Raw genomic sequence first — 17,423 nt, forward strand, 5'->3', positions numbered from 1 at the left:
GCCTGTTTAATAGGGATCGAGATACGAACAGTGACTCTCCTCGCCACGATGCATCCCCACGACAGGAGCCGCGATGAGCAGCGGGCTGGACACCCGTCCCAGCGCCACGACCTACGATGTGGAAAAATTGGTCGGCATGGCCTGGCGCGGCCAAATCCGGGTTCCGCACTTCCAGCGAGATTTTCGGTGGGGGCGTGAAGATGTCATCCGGCTTTTCGACAGCATTGTCAAAGGCTATCCGGTCGGCAGCCTTCTCCTCTGGGTGCGGCCCGCTGCGGAACAGATCCTCACTCTCGGAGCACTGCGGATCGAGGCTCCCCGAATGGATCCGTCGTTGTGGGTCGTCGACGGCCAACAGCGGATTACGAGCCTGGCCAACGCCCTGCACGAGGAGGGGGGACGGGACCCGAGGTTCGCGCTGGCTTATGACTTGAGGAACGAGAGGTTCATACCCCGGCCGACGGCCGAGGACCCTCACGTCGTTCCACTGCCCATCCTGTTCGATCTTCGTAAAGTCCTTCGCTGGTTCACCGCCTACCCGGGTATCCCTTCTTCCTTCCAGGACCGGGCGTTCAACCTGACCACAGTCCTGCGGCAGTACCCCATGCCCGCCTACCAGGTGGAGCAGGAAAGCGCCGAAGTCCTCCAGGACATCTTCGACCGGATGAACAACTACGGAAAGCGCCTGAGCAAAGCGGAAATCTTTTCCGCCCTCTACGCGGGCGAAGAGTCGGCGCAAGACAGAACACTCACCATCGACCTGATCGCCACCCATGTCGATGAACAGTTCGGCTTCGGCCGCATCGACAACGACACGGTCCTGCGCGCGATGCTCGCCAGGCGAGGACCGGATCCCGAACGTGAGATCCGGACAGAATTCGACGATGAGAACCGCAGGGAAGTCATCGAGTTCCCGGGGGAAGATCGTGACACGGCCTACCAGGCGGGAGAGGAGGCGCTGGCACGGGCAGTCCGCTTCCTCCAGAACGAGGTGGGCGTGCCACATTTCAGCCTGCTCGCCTACCGATACCTGTTGATCGTGCTCACCCGGGTCTTCGCTCATTTCCCCGACCCAGATCCAGCTAACCGAAGATTGCTGCGGCGTTGGTACTGGCGGGCGGCGTTGCTGGGGCCGGAGATCTTCAAGGGCAGCAGCACCGGTGCGAGCAGGGCACTCTGCGCCAAAATTCAGCCCAGCTCCCTTAGTGAGTCCGTGCAGAGCCTTCTCAACACCCTCAACCGGCCCGCACCGCCGTTGCCCGAGCTCCGAAGGTTCAGAACCAACGAGGCGGCCACCAAGATCACATTGTGTTCCTGGTGGGCGCTGACGCCAAGAGACCCCAGCACAGGAGCGCTCAGCGATCGCATCCAACTTGCCGAATGCCTCACCGATCGGCCCACCGCAGCGGATGCGGTGCGCTACATTCTTCCCAGCCGGCTGGTACCGGAGAAGTACCGGCTGTGGGCGGCCAACCGTGTCTTGCTTCCGTCGATGGGACAGGAAGCGGGTAAGAACGTCGGCGACGTCCTGGCGAATCCACCGATCACCATGGACGAAGGCACCTGGTTGAAAGTTCTCGATTCCCATCTGATCACCCCGGAAATGGCGACTCTTCTCCAAAACGACCAGGTTGTCCCATTCCTTCAGGGGCGGCAGAGCAATCTCATATCCATCGTCAAGAGCTTCCTCGACCGCATGTGCGAATGGAGGTTCGAGAATACTCCACCCATCTCCGATCTCCTGATCGAAGATCTTCCCGGCGATGAACCAGCCCTCCCCGACGAGGAATTCCATGCCTCCGACTGAGTCGCGTTATGCCGTCGTCCTGGGCGACGAGCGCGTGGGCACGCTGTATCAGCGTGGCGATTTCACTCGATTCGTATTCTTGGAGAGTTACCTTCTGAATCCGAGCCGGGCGATCCTGGGGCTTAACTTCGAGCAGAACCTGACCGGCAGGCACGCCGCCGCGCTCCGACTTCCGCCGTGGTTCTCCAACCTTCTACCTGAGGGTGTGCTTCGAGATTGGATCGCGACTGATCGAGGGGTTTCAGCAGACCGAGAGATGGAACTGCTCGCCCAGGTCGGCCACGATCTGCCGGGAGCGGTCCGGGTGCTGCCCTGCGAAGGCGAGGAGGACGCTTTTGAAGATCCCGGCTTGAGCCTCACAGGCACGGACAAGCGGACGGTTCAAGAAGACCTCCATCTTGAGATGCGCTTCTCCCTCGCGGGCGTGGCACTCAAGTTCTCCATGCTTGCCGAAGACCACCGGCTCACGCTTCCTGCTTTCGGTCAGGGTGGCGACTGGATTGTCAAGCTTCCCGACCGGGCCTATCCCGACGTTCCCCGTAACGAATACGCGATGATGTCACTGGCCGCCGCCGTCGGCATCGACGTACCCGAAGTCCGCCTCTATCGGCGCGACGAACTTGACACGCTCCCCTCGAGGGTATGGCCTGGTGACGAAACCCTGGCTTATGCCGTGCGCCGTTTCGATCGAGGCGAAAATCGCCAACCCATCCACATCGAAGATCTCGCCCAGGTTCGCGGGGTCTACCCCAGTGAGAAATATCTCGGAAACTATGAGACGGTGGCCGCGCTAGTTTACCGCCTCCATGATATTTCGGCCTTACAGGAGTTCGCCAGGCGGCTCGCTTTCACTGTGTTGATCTCTAATGGAGACGCGCACTTGAAGAACTGGTCCCTTGTCTACCGGAATCCGGTGAGTCCCACCCTGTCTCCTGCCTATGATCTCGTTTGTACAGCCGCTTATATGGGTGAGGGGGAAACCCTTGGTATGAAATTCGCGGGCTCGCGACGTTTCGACGGGGTCACCGTCGGCACCTTCCGACGACTGGAGCGGCGCCTGTGCGCAGAAGGGGCCGGACTGGAAGATGTGGTCGTAGAACTGGTGAGCCGAGTGCGCTCAGTATTGCCGATGTGTGACGAACTCCTTGCGGAGGCACCGCAGGTTCGCCAGTGCGTGGCTTCGAGCGTCGCAAGAGCCAGCCGAACGCTGCTCTCCACAACCAAAATCGCATGAGCCCACCCGTTCATGCCACGACGACAGATGCGGGCGGCCCCAGAAACGATCATGTGCAGACTTCCTTCGGATGCGCCTTCAGCCGCCCGAGGGCGTGCCCCCGGACCGGCCCTCACGGGCGGCGCGCTCCCCGGCCAGCTCGGCCCTCAGGGCGGCGACCTCCTGCTGCAGCTCGAAGATGCGGCGGACGGCGGTGAGGCTCATCCCCTCGCCGATGAGCGCGATGGCGTTCTGCAGGTGGCCGATCTCGTGACGGGTGTAACGGCGCTGGCCGCCCGGGGACCTGGCGGGGCGGACCACGTCGTACTCGTCGAGGCGGCGCAGGAACGCCTGCTCGACGTTGAGCATGTCGGCCACCTGGCCGACCGAGTAGAGCGGCGCGTGCTCGTCGTCGAAGGGCAGCTGGACCATCGCCGTTCCTTTCCCGGACCGCGACAGGGTGGAAGCCGGATTCCCCGGCTTCCACCCTGTCGCGGTTCGACGTGCGGGCCTGTTGATCAGGCCTTGATGGACTTCTGCTCGGCCGCGTGCTCGGCCCGCTGGATCTCGACCTTACGGGGCTTGGCCCGCTCGATCACGGGGATGCGCACGGCTAGGACCCCGTTGGAGTAGGCCGCGTCGATCCTGTCACTGTCGAGGTGCTCGGAGAGGTAGACGCGGCGGGTGAAGGTGCCCATCGGGCGTTCCCGGACGAACATCCGGTCTTCCTGCCCGAACTCCTCCTCGCGGGAGGCGCTCACCGAGAGCACTCCGCGGTCGACGGTGACCTCGATGGTTTCGGGGTCGACGCCGGGGAGGTCGAACTTCAGCAGGACGTCGTCCTTGCGGCGGACACCGTCCAGCGGCATGGCACCCCGCGTCTCGCCCTCGCCCCATCCGAGGGCCTGACGGGTGAGCCGGTCGAACTGACGGTCGAACTCCTGCACGAACGGGTCGATCGACGTCAGCAGCATCGAGAACCACCTCCATGGGACCCGGCAGGTTCCTCAAGCCTGCCTCTCAAAGTTCCTACTTCAGTTATAAGTTCTCTCGGTAGGAGTTGCAAGTTCTATGCGAGTAAAGTTTCATGCATTCTCCGACAGGATCATTAGGTCTCCTGCAGCTCCTCCGGTCATCCGGCAGCCGGGTCCAAGCCGCGCGCAAGTGGCCGGTGTCACGATTCCCACCATGAGCGGTGAGGCGGGAATCGGATACGCGCGGATCGGCCCCTGGTCGGTGCCCTGGCACCGGGCGTGGTGGCTCACCGGGGTGCTCACGGCGGAGGCCGCGCTCGCGTTCGCCGTCCGCACCCCGGTCGACGTCGACGGGACCGCGACGGGGTTCGTCTCGCTCGCGCTCGCCCTCTACTTCTGGGTGTACGGCCAGTGGCGCCGCCTGTTCTACCCGGAGATCGCCTCCTCCTCCGCCCAGCACTGGCTGGTCATGCTCTTCGCCCTGATCCTGGCGCTGGTCCTGGCTCCCCTGCGGGCGGGGCCGGACGGCTGCGGCGGGCCCATCGGCACCCTGATCCCCTGGTTCGGCGACAACCCGCCCGGGCACTGTTCCAGCGATCTGGGGGAGCGGACGGCCCAGCTCGTCCTGCTGGGCCTGCTCGCCGTCCCCCTGGCGGTCTCGACCGCGATCAACCGCGCGGTCGACGGTTGACCCCCGCCGGCCGCGGAGCCGGCGGGAGACCGGGAGGGCGGCCGGCAGGGCCGGCGGAAGACCGGGCGGGGGAAAACGGCAGGGCGGAGCGGGAGACCGGGGGGCCTGCTACTTGACCGCCCCCACGGTCACGCCGCGGGTCAGGGTCCGCTGGAAGATGAGGAAGAACACCACGGCGGGCAGGATGCCGAGTAGCGCCGAGGCGCTGGACATGGTCGCGTCCATCATCTTGTCCCCCTGGAGCACGCCCAGGGCGACCGGGACGGTCTGGTTCTCGTTGGAGATCAGGAAGACCAGGGGGAGGAAGAACTCGTTCCAGGTCCAGATGAAGAAGAAGATGAGCAGGACGCTCAGTGTGGGCCTGCTGATCGGCACGACGATCCGCCACAGCGCCCGCCATTTTCCCGCCCCGTCGAGGGCCGCGGCCTCCAGGATCTCGTGCGGGAAGCGGCCGAGCACCGAGGCGAGCAGGTAGGTCCCGAACGCGCTCTGGATCACCGTGAAGATGATGATCACCGCGAGCCGGCTGTCGTACAGGCCGACCCCCTTGGCCAGGTAGTACAGCGGGTAGACCAGCGCCTCCTGCGGCAGCGTGTTGGCCACCAGGAAGACGACGAGGATCCACATCCGCCCGCGTACCCTGCCGATGCCGAGCGCGTAGGCGTTGAGCACCGACAGGACCGTCGCGAGCACGGCGACCGAGCCGCTGATCAGCAGGCTGTTCCAGAGCTTGCCGCCGAAGTCGACCCGGTTCCAGAACTTCACGATGCCGTCGAGGTAGAGCTCCCCGGGCAGGCTCAGCGGCCCGCCGGAGGAGTAGTCGGCCGGCGACTTGACCGCGTTGAGCGTGACGACGCCGAACGGCACCAGCATCACGACGGCCAGCACGACCAGCGAGACCAGGACCGAGTACTTTCGGATCATGATTCTTTGTCCTGTATCCGCATGAAGAAGACCGTCACCACGATGATCACGAGGGTGAGCACGGTGGCGATCGCCGCGCCGTACCCGACGTTGGCCTTCTCGAAGAAGTTCTGATAGCTGAAGTAGGACGGCACGAGGGTGGCCCCGCCGGGGCCGCCCCGGGTGAGCACGAAGATCGGGCCGAAGACCTTGAGCGCGGCGATCGTGCAGGTCAGCAGGACCACGTAGATCTCCGGCCGGATCTGCGGGATCGTGATGTGCCAGAACCGTCGCCACCACGTCGCGCCGTCGATCTCCGCCGCCTCGTACAGGGCGGGGTCGACCCGCTGGAGCCCGGACATGAAGATGACGACCGGGTAGCCGATCTGGAACCAGACCATGATCACCATGACGCTCGGCAACGCCCAGCCCGGGTCGCCGAGCCAGTTGCGCGGCTCCATCCCCAGCAGCTTGAGCAGCTCGTTGAGCGCGCCGAACTGGGGATGCATGATCCACCCCCAGACGATTCCGGCGACCGCGACCGGCAGCACCTGGGGCAGGTAGTACGCCGCCCGCAACAGGCTGGCCGCCCGGGGGCCGACCTTCTTGCCCACGTAGTCGAACAGGGTCGCGGCCAGCACGAGCCCGATGATCGTCGGGACGATCGCCATGGCCACGATGAGCGCGACGTTGTTACGGAAGGACGCCCAGAACCGCTCGTCGGCGAAGAGCCGCGTGTAGTTGTCCAGCCCGGCCCACCGCGGATCGCCGACGCCCTGCCAGCGGGTGAAGCCGATCCCGACGTTCATCAGGAAGGGCACGACGATGACCGCGGTGAAGAGCACGAAGCTCGGCAGCAGGAACACCCAGTACCCGCGGTCGCGGGACCTCGTCGTCATGTGACGACCTCTCTGTTGTGCGTGCGGTCCGCGCCTCCGGCGGAGGACGCGGGCCCTCCGGGAAGGACGTCGGCCCTCCGGGAAGGACGCGGGCCCTCCGGCGGAGGCGCGGGCCGCGAAGTGGATCAGTTGCCGATGTCCGCGAGGTTCTCGTCGTACGGCGCGGCGATCTCGTCCAGGACCTGGCCGGAGGTCTTGGTGCCGTTGATGAGGTGCTGCACCCCGGCGACGAGCACGTCGTAGTAACCGGGCGCCGGCCAGTCGGGGTAGAAGGCCAGCCCGTCGGAGGTCGAGAGCTTGTTGAAGTTCTCGATCAGCTCCTTGCTCTTGGGGTCGGTGATCGCGGCCGTGTCGGCGGCCACCGGGACGCCCCCGGAGTTGCCCAGCAGGTTCTGGATGTCCTTCTTCATCGTGATGTCGATGAAGTCGTAGGCGAGGTCCTTGTTCTTGGCGTTCTCCGGGACGACCCAGAGGTTGCCGCTGGATCCGGCGCTCATCGTGTTGCCGGGCCACAGGAACGTGCCCCACTCGAAGTCCTTGATCTCCGCGGCGAGGCGGCCGTACCACCAGCTTCCCGAGATCATGATCGGGTACTTGCCGCCGATGAAGGACACGCCCATGTCCTCGGCCTTGAGGGCGGCGGAGTCCTTGGCGATGTAGCCCTTCTTGACCCAGTCGGCGAAGGTGTCGGCGGCGTAGGTGAACTCCGGCCCCTTGAAGTCGGCCTTGCCCTTGTAGAGCTGGAAGGCGTCCACCCACGGCCGCTGCGCCTTGCTCAGCGCGAGCTGGTAGAAGATCTGCTGGGCGGGGTACTCGGCGCCGCCGACCGCGATGGGCGTGGTGCCGGCCTTGACGAACGTGTCGAGCGCGGCGGTGAACTCCTCGAAGGTGGTGGGCACCTCGACGCCCGCCTTCTTGAAGGCGTCCTTGTTGTAGTAGACCATCACGTACTCGGCGTAGTTCGGCACGCCGTACCAGTTGCCCGCACCCATGACGCCGCGCTCGTCGTAGCGGGCGGTCGTCTGGACGGACGGGCTGAGCAGCTTGTCCCAGCCGCGCTTGGTCGCCTCGGAGGTCAGGTCGGTGAGGAGGCCCTGCTTCGACAGCAGCCCGGCGGTGGCGTTGCCCTTGTTGTACTCCATGACGTCCGGCGCCTCGTCCGAGTTGAGGATCATTCCCGCCGACTGGCGGATCTGCTCGAACGCCTTCGCCTCGAACGTGACGGTGACACCGGGGTGGCTCGCCTCGAACTGCTTGACGGCCTCGGCCCACGCCTTGCCCATCGCGCTGTCGGCACCCTCGTAGTGCCAGAGCTTCAGGGTCCGGGGGCCGTCGGCGGCGGGCGTGTCCGCCTGGTCGGTGCCGCCGCAGGCGGCCAGCGCCACGAGCGCGGCCACCAGGGCGACGCCCGTTCTCACCTTGAACATGGTTCTTCTCCTAGATGGTGGTGATGACGACCGGGGCGTCGGCCCCCACCAGTTCGACGCCCGCGATCCGCGTGCCCCCCGAGACGGTCACCCGCAGGCCGTCCCCGTCGCCGACGGCGGTGACCGTGGTGTCCCCGTCGAGGTCGGAGATGGTCGCCCGGCCCTCGCCCACGCCGTACGCGACCAGGGTGACCTCGCCGAACGTCCCGTCCCCGACGGTCTCGCCCGGCTCGGCCAGGACCGGGACGAGCGCGCCGCGCCGCGCGAACAGCGGGATGCGGTCCAGCGGCGTGCTGACCGTGACGTAACGGCCGCCGGTGAGGACCTCGCCCGTCCAGTGGTCCACCCACTCGCCCGCGGGCAGGTAGACCCGGCGCGTCCCCTCCGGGGAGATCATCGGCGCCACCAGCAGGTCGCGGCCGAGCAGGTACTGCAGGTCGGCCTGCCAGGCGACCGGGTCGTCCGGGTAGTCGACGCAGAGCGCCCGCATCATCGGCGCCCCGGTCCTGGCGGCCTCCACGGCCGCCGAGTAGAGGTAGGGCATCAGCCGGTAGCGCAGCCGCAGCGCCTCCACCGCCTGGGCCTCGACCTCGGGGAACTCCCAGGGCTCCCGGCTGGTGGTGCCGTGCAGGCGCAGCAGCGGGGAGAGCGCGCCGAACTGCGTCCAGCGCACGTACAGGTCGTCGGTGGGACGGCCGGTGAAACCGCCCGCGTCGTGGCTCCAGAACGGGACGCCGGACAGACCGTGCGCCAGCCCGCCGCGCAGCGTGCTGCCCATCGCGGGGTAGCTGGTGTAGGTGTCGCCGCCCCACTGCGCGGAGTGCCGCTGGCCGCCGAGGAACGACGAGCGTGCCCAGACCATGCCGTGCCCGGCGATCTCCTTCGTCACCGCGGAGACGGCGTCGTTGAACAGCAGCGTGTAGACGTTGTGCAGGTCGGTGCCGGCCATGCCGTTGAAGGCGACCGCGTCGTGCGGGACGCCCTCGGCGAAGTCGGTCTTGAAGACCTGGACGCCCTGCCGGAGCAGCGGGCGGAGCAGCCCCTGGAACCACTCGACGGCGGCCGGGTTGGTGAAGTCGACGATGCCGCAGGGCGGGTAGGAACCGTGCCAGCAGTCGGCCACGTAGACCTCGCCGTCCTGCTTCCTCAGGAAGTACCCCTTCTCCGCCGCCTCGGGGAAGGCCGGGCTGAGGTGGGAGATGTAGGGGTTCATCCACAGGCAGACCTTGAAGCCCATGCCGTCCAGCTCGGCCAGCATGCCCTCGGGGTCGGGGAAGTTGTCGGCGTCCCACTGGAGGTCGGACCAGTGGCCGTCCTTCTGCCAGTACGTGTCCAGGTGGAGCACGTCACACGGGATCCCGCGCTCGCGGATGGTGCGTGCCCGGTTCAGCACCCGCTCCTGGGTGTCGACGAAGAACCCGGAGGAGATCCAGGTGCCGAACGCCCACTTCGGCGGGAGCAGCGGCTTGCAGGTCAGCAGGTCGAAGCGGCCGAGCACATCGGCGGGGGCGGGTCCGGCGATCACGTAGTAGTCGATCAGGTCGTCCGGGACCACGATCTGCACGCAACTGTTCGTCGACTGGCAGACGTCGAACTCCACCGGCGTCCCGCTGTCCACCAGCACGCCGTACCCCCTGCTGGACAGGTAGAAGGGGACGTTCTTGTAGGCCCGCTGCGACTCGGCGCCGAAGGCGTCGAAGTTCCACATCACCGGCCGCTGGCCGCGCTTGTCGAGCCGGGTGAACGACTCGCCGAACCCGGAGAACGCCTCGTCGGAGGGGGCGGCGAAGCTCTCGTGGTAACCGGCCACCGCGCCGCCCGCGAGGGAGCGGCCGAACGGCAGCGTGCGCATCCGGCCGCTGATGTCGGTGTGGCCGCGGTCCTGCTCCAGGATCGTCCGGCCGCTCGCGTCGGTGAAGCGCAGGTGCCACGGAGCCAGGGTGATCTCGGCCCGGAGCGAGCCCGCGTCGACCACGACCGTCCCGTCTCCGAGGTCCACCCGGGCGTCGGCGTACTCACCGGGGGTGACCATGGAGATCGCGGCGGCCGACCTGGTCCGCGCGTCCGCGTCCGCGCCGAGCCTGACCCGGATCACGCCCTCGCCCGCCACGTTCACCTGGACCAGCAGCGTCTCCTCGGCGCAGGTCGCACCCTTGAGGGTCACGCCGGACGCGTCGGAGGCCACCGGCTCCACGGCGGTCAGCGCCGACAGGCCCTTCTCGCCGTGCGAGCGGACGGGCAGCTCCGGCGGATCGGCGACGAAGTACTCGTGCGCCACCAAAGGCGGACGGTAAGGCATGAAGACTCCAGAACTCAGGCTTCCGGTTGCTGAGTTAGTTTTGCGTCTAAACCAACGAACGTCAATGGGGCCGACCTGCCGGGCCGCACCGTCCGCCGCTGTGTCCCGCACGTGACGACAGACGGGGCCCGGGCCGAGACCACCGCCTCCACCCGGCCGGGCGACCACGTCAGCCGCTCGACCGTCACCCCCCGCCCGGTCAGCCCGCGTGCCTCGCCCTCGGGCCAGGCCGCCGGAAGCGCGGGCAGCAGGTCGAGGCGGCTCCGACCCCCGTCGGAGCGGACGAGCATCGCGGCGACCAGCGCCGGAAACCCGCCGCAGACGTCCACGTTGAAGATCGCGTCCCGGTTGTGGGTGGAGACGAGGCTCTCCCGCCAGTACCGCGCGGCCAGCAGCGTGAGCGCCCGGTACGCCTCCTCCCCCAGCCCCAGGGCCGCCGCCGCCAGACCGAGCTGGACGAGCCCGAACGCCATCTCGTCGCTGTCCGCCCCCTGCCACCAGTCGAGCCGCCGCCGCACCGTGAGCGCCGCCGCCCGCTCCAGCGCCGGATCGTCGAAGGCCGGGTCCCGCTCGTACCAGAGCGGGTAGAGATGGGAGGCATGCCGGTGCGCGTGGTTGTCTGCGGGGTGGCGCGCGTGACCACCCACGGGCCGGCGGTGACCGGCCCACTCGGCCAGCTCACCGGTCGGGGCGATCCGGTAGCCGGGCAACCGCCCCAGCAACCTCCGCCAGCGGGCTCCGTCCTCCCCCAGGGCCTCGCAGGCCCGCAGCAGGTTGCGCAGCAGGTCGCGGACGGCGGCCACGTCCATGGTGGCGTTGACGCACGCCTGGGAGTCACCGTCGGCCGGGGTGTTCTCCGGGGAGTAGGACGGGACGAAGTCGCCGCCGGGCGTCAGGAAGTCCTCGTAGAACTCGGCCGCCTCCACCATGAACGGCCAGGCCCGCTCACGCAGGAAGGCCGGGTCCCCGGTGTGGGCGTAGTGGTCGTGGTAGAGCCTGGCCAGCCAGGCCGCTCCCGCCGTCCAGAAGGTCAGGCACCAGACCGGGCCGAAGTGGTTGTGCAGCCCGTGCGAGGACATGTGGGCGGGTGCCAGGATTCCCCGGCAGCCGTACAGCCGGCGCGCGTTCTCCCTGAAGTCGGGCAGCACCCCCTCGACGAGGTCGAAGACCGGCGTCATCAGCTCCGGGGTGCCGGTGACGTGCAGGGCGGCCACCGCCGAGGCCAGATTGCCGTCCAGGGTGTAGCCGCTGCGCCAGGGGGGATCGTAGGTTCCGCTCCAGACGCCCTGGAGCGTGGGCGGCAGCTCCCCGGTGCTGGAGATCACCGCGTACCGCCCCGCGTCGAAGAGCCGGTCCACCGGCACCATGCCCGCCGCGTTCTCCGTGCTCCCGGCGTTCTCCGTGCTCTCCGCGTTCTCCGTGCTCTCCGCGTTCTCCGTACTCCCGGCGTTCTCCGCGTTCTCCGTGCTCTCCGCGTTCTCCGTGCTCCCGGCGTTCTCCGCGTGCCTCGCGCCTGCCGCGCCTTCTGGACCTTCTACGGCTTCGGTGCCCGTACGGTCCGTACGGGCGGTGATCCGGACCGAGGAGCGGGCGAACAGCTCACCGTGGACGGCCGTGTGCCGGGCGAGCAACGCGGCGAAGTCCGTGGGAAGGTCCTCCAGCCGTGCGGCCCGGCCGGGTCGTGCCCCCGGGGTCGGCGGGCCCGGTCCGCGCACGACGGTCCGGACGAGGAGGAGCACGTCGCCGCGGACGGCCAGGCCACCGGGACACGGCACGGCCGCCCCGGCGACACGGCACTCGACCGTGTAACCCTCAAGGGTCCCGGTCCCGGTCCCGTCCTCGGCTCGGGTTTCGGCTCCGGCTCCGGTTTCGGTTCCGGCTCTGCCCTCCGTTCCCGCCTCCACTCCGACCCCGGCGTCACGGTCGCCGAAGAGGGCGTCGAGCAGCAGGCGGCCCGGCTCGGCGACCCGTGTGAACCGGATCGGGACCGGCGGCTCCTCCCCGATCGGGTCCAGGCTCAGCAGGCCCCCGGCGCCGGACAGGCGGACCACCACCACGTCGTCGGGCCTGGAGACGAAGACCTCCTGTCGTGTTCCACCCCACCCCTGTGTCACCAGCCCGGTGGTGAAGTCGCAGGTGCGCCGGTACGTCCCGGCCCCGCCGCCGGTCAGGCGCAGGGTGGCGGCGGGGACCAGCGGGTCGATCCAACGGGTTCCGGCGTAACCGGGGTGCTCCGCCGCGGCCAGTTCGACCACCCGCTCGGCCGCCTCACGGCCGCGTCCGGCGTACAGCATGGCGCGCAACTCCGGCAGGACGCGGGCGGTTCCCGGCGGGGGCAGCGGGCCGGCGACCGGGAGGAAGAGACGCTCGTGCGAGAGCGTCAGGCGCAGGTCACCCGGCTCGCCGTACGCGAGGACCCCTTGGCGGCCGTTCCCGGTGATCAGCGCGTGTTCCCAGTCGAGGGTGGCGAGGCTGGAGACAACTCCTTGATCCATGGCTGGTTAGTTTAGCTATCAGATAAACAAACTAGCCGTGCGCGATGTCCGTCGCAGTCGTACTGGATGAAATGTGTAAGCCGCCTTATAGCGGGATGCAACGCCGCACTGACACCATCGGGACTGCTTTTGAAGGAGGCTCCCGTGCGTCGTTCCATCCCCCTGGCTCTCACCGTCGTGGTCATCGCGTTGTCAGGGACAGTGATCTCTCCCGTCCAGGCCGCGGCCGGACCGTGCAAGCCCGGCGAGGGTGCCAACCTGCGCGGCAGGGACTTCACCCGGGGAGCGCCGCTGCCCGACGACCTGCGCTGCGCGAACCTGACCAAGGCCAAGCTGGACAGCGCGGACCTGCTCCAGAAGGACCTCACCGGGGCGATCCTGTACGGCGCCTCACTCAGGGAGGCCAACCTCACGCAGGCCACGCTCAAGTACGCCGACCTGCGCAAGGCCGACCTCACCGAGGCCGACCTGGGGCAGATGCACGCCGACCACGCCGACCTGCGCGGCGCGATCCTCGTCGACGCCGAGGCGGGGCAGGCCGAGTTCCCCCACGCGGACCTGACCGGGGCGAAGCTGACCCGGGCCGAGCTGACCCAGGTCGACTTCACCAACGCCAAACTGATCGACGCCGACCTCGCCGAGAGCACCCCCGGGCAGGTCAAGGCACGCAAGGCCGACTTCACCCGGGCCAACCTCCACGAGGCCAAGATGGGCCAGGCCGAGCTGCACCACGCCACGTTCAAGGACGCCGACCTGCGGGAGGTCCAGTTCACCCAGGCCGACCTGGACGGCGCCGACTTCACCGGCGCACTCGTCGAAGGCGCGTCCTTCATCCAGGCCGACGACGTGGACCTGACCGGCGCCCGGGGCACGCCGGTGGGCATCGACACCGGCGTGCCGACCTCGGTCCCCAGCTTCGACCCCGGTGACCTCTTCAAGACCGACGAGCCGGAGGCCGCGCGGTCCACGCCTTCGGGCGGCGGCCCGTCGGTCGGCCTCGTGATGGTCGTGCTCAGCGCGGTGGGCCTGGCGCTCACCGTGGTGGCCTGGGGCGTCAGCGCTCAACAGCGGTCCCGGCGCAACGCGCGGTTCGCCCTGATGCGGCGCGGCGCGGAGGAGGACATCACCCGGCTGGGCGAGGAGATCGACCAGCTCGACTACGAGTTCCAGATCAGCGGACGCGGGAGCATGACCGCCGACCACGACTGGCGGCACGCGATCGACGCGTACGAGGCGGCCAAGAACACCCTGGCCGGCGCACGGCGCGCGGAGGAGCTCCACTTCGTGGCCCGCGCCGTCCAGGACGGCCGGGCCGCCCTGGAGCGCCTGCGGACCCGGGTGCGCTGAGCCCCGGGCCCGTCACCCCGCCCGCGTCCCGCAGTCCACGCACCGGGCGGAGCAGCAGTTCTCGCAGGAGGCCGCAGGCCGGACGCAGATCCTGACCGCGTCGATGTCGTTGGCCGGGTCGAGGTCCTTCTCGTCACCGCGGACCGTGACGATGTTGGTCCGCTCCCCCGCCACCGTGGCCTTGACGTGGATCGTCAGCAGGGCCGTGCCGCCTGCGGCGAGCTCACCCACCCTCCACGTCCCGGTGGCGGCGACGTAGTCACCGGCCGAGGCCGTCGCGGAGACGAACGCGACACCGCGCGGCAGAATGTCCTTGACGGTGACCCCGGTGGCGTCGCTGGGTCCGGCGTTGCGGACGGCGAGACGGTAGGTGACGTTCTGGCCGATGGTCGCCGTGGTCGGATCCGCGGACTTGACCACGCTCAGGTCCACAGCGGGATTGACTCTGGTCGACGCCTCACCGGAGGTGGAGGTCAACGGCTCCGGCGTGGCGCCGAGGCGGTTCTCGTAGGTGACGGAGCCCTGGTTGACGACCTGCTTACCTGCGGCGGCCGGGCCGACCTTGACCCGGAACTCCACCGTGGTACCACCCGGCAGGTCGGCGGTGTTGGGCAGCCGTCCGGCCGCCGAACCGGTCGCGCCGACGCCCAGCAGGAAGAAGACCTTGCCCGTCGCGGCGTCGAAGGCCGCTTGGTCGTCACCCGGCCCGTCGGTCTTGACCCCGCTGTTGGGGCCGTCCACCACGCGGAGCGAACCGGGCACGTAGGAGGTCCCGGCCGGGACGGCGTCGGTGAGCCGCACGTTCTCCGCCACCCCTCCGCCCTCGTTCCTGGCGGTCAGCCGGTAGGTGATCACATCCCCGACGTCGACCGGGCCCTCGGGGATCGCGGCCTTGGTGACGACGACGCAGGGGGCGGTACCGAAGAAGACGTCGTCCAGGAAGTTGCCGACGCTGCCGACACCTCCGGCCGCGGAGACGGAGCGGAAGGCGAACCTGGTGGTCGTCTGCCCGGCGGGAACCGTGTAGACACCGGTGTGGGTGCCCCAGGCTCCGGTGCCGTCGGACATGACCCGCTGCGGTACCGGCGAGCCGGGTGCGCCGATGTCCAGGGCCATCGTGTCGGTCCCCTGACGGCCACGGTGGGAGAGCCGCCAGTACAGCTTCGCCCCGGGGGTGGTCGCGTGGTCCTGGTAGAGGGTCGAGACCTCGTTCGCGTTCAGCTCGGCGAACTGCCTGCCCTCGGCGGGCGCGGTGTTGGTCGGGTTGGCCGGGCCGGTCCAGATCTCGAGGGTGCGGTCGCGGGCGGTCGTCAGCCAGCCCGGCACCGAGTCGGCCGCGTTCCGCGAGGCGTCGGGGAAGAAGTTGACCGCATTGGAGGCGGCGGGACGCTCGAAGCCGCCGTTGACCAGCGCCACCCGCGCGGGGCAGGAGGCCGGGTCGGGCCCGGCACGCAGCACCGTCCCGCCCGGAGCCGCCTCGGTGGGCGGGCCCGCCCGACCCGTGTCGGGCCCGGCGGGGACCGCGGGGGCGGGGCCGGCCTGCGCGGCGTGAGCATGGGTCGCGCCGCCCACGGCCAGCGGTCCGGCCAGCACGGCCAGTGCGGCGACCGGGTAACACATCCGCCGGATGTGCCTCATCATCGGTTTCCTCTCGTCCGGCAGCAGGCTGCCTCTCGTCGCCTGGCGGCGGGAGATCGACGCCGGCGCTGGAGGGCAGCCTCGCCGGACAGGCCGGACGGGGACCCGCGACACGTGCGGGCGTGCCGATACTTGGTGAGATGTTGGCCTGCGCGGGCACGCCGGAGAGAGGATCCCGGCCGGACGGGACCGGGTGTCAGATGCCGGTGGGGGTCATCGGCTGCATCAGGCGGCGGGCGGCCTCGGTGACGGAACCGGACAGCGACGGGTAGACCGCGAAGGTGTGGGCGAGCTGGTCGACGGTGAGCCGCTGCTGCACGGCCACGGAGACCGCCAGGATCAGCTCGGAGGCACGGGGGGCCACCACGACGCCCCCCAGGATGATGCCGGTGTGCGGACGGCAGAACAGCTTGACGAAGCCGTCGTTGAACCCCTGCATCTTGGCACGGGCGTTGGTGGCCAGCGGCAGCTTGACCACGTTGGCGTCGATCTCACCGGCCTCGATGGCGCGCTGGGCGACGCCCACCGCGGCGATCTCGGGGTCGGTGAAGATGGCGGAGGCCACGGTGGCCAGGCGGAGCGGCTGCACGGCCTCGCCCAGGGCGTGCCAGACGGCGATCCGGCCCTGCATGGCGGCGACCGAGGCCAGCATCAGCACACCGGTGCAGTCGCCGGCCGCGTAGACGCCGGGTGCGGAGGTGCGGGAGACCTTGTCGACCTGGATGAAACCGCCCCGGTCGAGGGTGACCCCGGCCTCCTCCAGGCCGATGCCGGAGGTGTTGGGGACCATGCCGACCGTCATGAGGCAGTGGCTGCCCTCGGCGGTGCGGCCGTCCTCCAGCGTGACGACCACGCCGTCGGCGGTGCGCTTGACGGACTCGGCGCGGGAGCGTCCCATGACGTTCATGCCGCGGCGGCGGTAGACCTCTTCGAGGACCTCGGCGGCGTCGGCGTCCTCGTTGGGCATCATGCGGTCGCGGGAGGAGACGAGCGTGACCTCCGCACCCAGCGACCGGTAGGCCCCGGCGAACTCCGCGCCGGTGACGCCGGAACCGACCACGATGAGGTGCTCGGGCAGCTCCTGGAGGTCGTAGAGCTGCCGCCAGGTCAGGATGCGCTCGCCATCGGGCTCGGCGCCGCGCAGGATGCGCGGGGTGGCGCCGGTCGCCACGATGACGATGTCAGCCCGGATCGTCCGGTCGCCCGCCCGGACCACCTGCGGGTCGACCAGCCGGCCGCGTTCCTGGATCACCTCGACGCCCTCGGCGGCGAGCCGCGCCGCGATGTCGGCGGACTGCGCGCGGGCCAGTTCCTTGACGCGCTTGTTGACCAGGGGCATGTCGGCGATGACGCCGCCGACGTCGCCGTCCGGCCCGCCGGTGTAGTGCACGCCGAGCATGCTGGCGTCGAGGAGCGCCTGTTTGCGGACGGAGGTGGCGATCATCGTCTTGGACGGCACGCAGTCGGTGAGCACGCACGCCCCGCCGGGCCCGTCCTGTTCGACCACGGTCACCTGTGCGCCGAGTTGCGCGGCCACCAGTGCCGCCTCGTATCCGCCGGGCCCGCCACCGATGATCACGATCCTTGTCACGTACCCCATTCTCCCGCATGGTCCGAACCGGTCGGCGCTCGGCACCCCATCAAAACCACGAAAGCCTTCCAAATCCCTCGCAAATACCCGTGATGTCGACACGAGACGGAGGCCGGGTGAACGTCCGCCGCATTGTGGA

At 69.0% G+C, this 17,423-nt stretch carries 13 protein-coding genes; 4 read left to right on the forward strand and 9 right to left on the reverse strand.

The window, feature by feature from the left end; genetic code table 11:
- Nucleotides 1–73 precede the first annotated feature (73 nt).
- Both F4562_RS12315 and F4562_RS12320 read left to right on the forward strand, forming a co-directional pair.
- Nucleotides 74–1,807, forward strand: a complete 1,734-nt coding sequence (locus F4562_RS12315) for a DUF262 domain-containing protein (protein WP_184538534.1) — start codon at nt 74–76, stop codon at nt 1,805–1,807.
- Entirely contained in the window at nt 1,794–3,041 is a 1,248-nt protein-coding gene (locus tag F4562_RS12320) for a type II toxin-antitoxin system HipA family toxin (protein WP_184538532.1), read from the forward strand. The genes F4562_RS12315 and F4562_RS12320 overlap by 14 nt, the downstream gene beginning before the upstream one ends.
- A 78-nt stretch (nt 3,042–3,119) precedes the next feature.
- On the opposite strand, the gene F4562_RS12325 is transcribed toward F4562_RS12320, so the two are convergent.
- A complete protein-coding gene (locus F4562_RS12325; protein ID WP_184538530.1) occupies nt 3,120–3,452 on the reverse strand; it encodes a MerR family transcriptional regulator in 333 nt (110 codons plus the stop codon).
- A gap of 86 nt (nt 3,453–3,538) precedes the next feature.
- Entirely contained in the window at nt 3,539–3,994 is a 456-nt protein-coding gene (locus F4562_RS12330; protein ID WP_184538528.1) for an Hsp20/alpha crystallin family protein, read from the reverse strand.
- Between the two features lie 214 nt (nt 3,995–4,208).
- Between F4562_RS12330 and F4562_RS12335 the strand changes: the two genes are divergently transcribed.
- Nucleotides 4,209–4,685 (forward strand): hypothetical protein, encoded by a 477-nt coding sequence (locus F4562_RS12335; protein WP_184538526.1) that lies wholly within the window; start codon nt 4,209–4,211, stop codon nt 4,683–4,685.
- Between the two features lie 108 nt (nt 4,686–4,793).
- On the opposite strand, the gene F4562_RS12340 is transcribed toward F4562_RS12335, so the two are convergent.
- The 5 genes from F4562_RS12340 to F4562_RS12360 form a co-directional block, all read right to left on the reverse strand.
- Complete coding sequence (locus F4562_RS12340) at nt 4,794–5,609, reverse strand: carbohydrate ABC transporter permease (protein WP_184538524.1); 816 nt, start codon at nt 5,607–5,609, stop codon at nt 4,794–4,796.
- Nucleotides 5,606–6,487 carry a carbohydrate ABC transporter permease gene (locus F4562_RS12345; protein ID WP_184538522.1) on the reverse strand — a complete coding sequence of 294 codons (882 nt, stop codon included), beginning with the start codon at nt 6,485–6,487 and terminating at the stop codon, nt 5,606–5,608. Before F4562_RS12345 ends, F4562_RS12340 begins: the two co-directional genes overlap by 4 nt.
- Before the next feature lie 125 nt (nt 6,488–6,612).
- Nucleotides 6,613–7,914, reverse strand: a complete 1,302-nt coding sequence (locus F4562_RS12350) for an ABC transporter substrate-binding protein (protein ID WP_184538520.1) — start codon at nt 7,912–7,914, stop codon at nt 6,613–6,615.
- A 10-nt stretch (nt 7,915–7,924) separates the two neighbouring features.
- A complete protein-coding gene (locus tag F4562_RS12355) occupies nt 7,925–10,192 on the reverse strand; it encodes a TIM-barrel domain-containing protein (protein WP_311733872.1) in 2,268 nt (755 codons plus the stop codon).
- 35 nt (nt 10,193–10,227) lie between these two features.
- Nucleotides 10,228–12,708 carry a glycosyl hydrolase family 95 catalytic domain-containing protein gene (locus F4562_RS12360; protein WP_184538516.1) on the reverse strand — a complete coding sequence of 827 codons (2,481 nt, stop codon included), beginning with the start codon at nt 12,706–12,708 and terminating at the stop codon, nt 10,228–10,230.
- A gap of 144 nt (nt 12,709–12,852) precedes the next feature.
- Between F4562_RS12360 and F4562_RS12365 the strand changes: the two genes are divergently transcribed.
- Complete coding sequence (locus F4562_RS12365; protein WP_184538514.1) at nt 12,853–14,055, forward strand: pentapeptide repeat-containing protein; 1,203 nt, start codon at nt 12,853–12,855, stop codon at nt 14,053–14,055.
- A gap of 12 nt (nt 14,056–14,067) precedes the next feature.
- Here the strand turns inward: F4562_RS12365 and F4562_RS12370 are convergent, their stop codons facing one another.
- Both F4562_RS12370 and F4562_RS12375 read right to left on the reverse strand, forming a co-directional pair.
- Nucleotides 14,068–15,696, reverse strand: a complete 1,629-nt coding sequence (locus F4562_RS12370) for a CARDB domain-containing protein (RefSeq protein WP_221206138.1) — start codon at nt 15,694–15,696, stop codon at nt 14,068–14,070.
- Between the two features lie 193 nt (nt 15,697–15,889).
- Nucleotides 15,890–17,284 (reverse strand): NAD(P)H-quinone dehydrogenase, encoded by a 1,395-nt coding sequence (locus F4562_RS12375; protein WP_184538512.1) that lies wholly within the window; start codon nt 17,282–17,284, stop codon nt 15,890–15,892.
- Nucleotides 17,285–17,423 lie beyond the last annotated feature (139 nt).

Origin of the sequence: Streptosporangium becharense, from assembly GCF_014204985.1 — a bacterium.
Taxonomy (GTDB): domain Bacteria; phylum Actinomycetota; class Actinomycetes; order Streptosporangiales; family Streptosporangiaceae; genus Streptosporangium; species Streptosporangium becharense.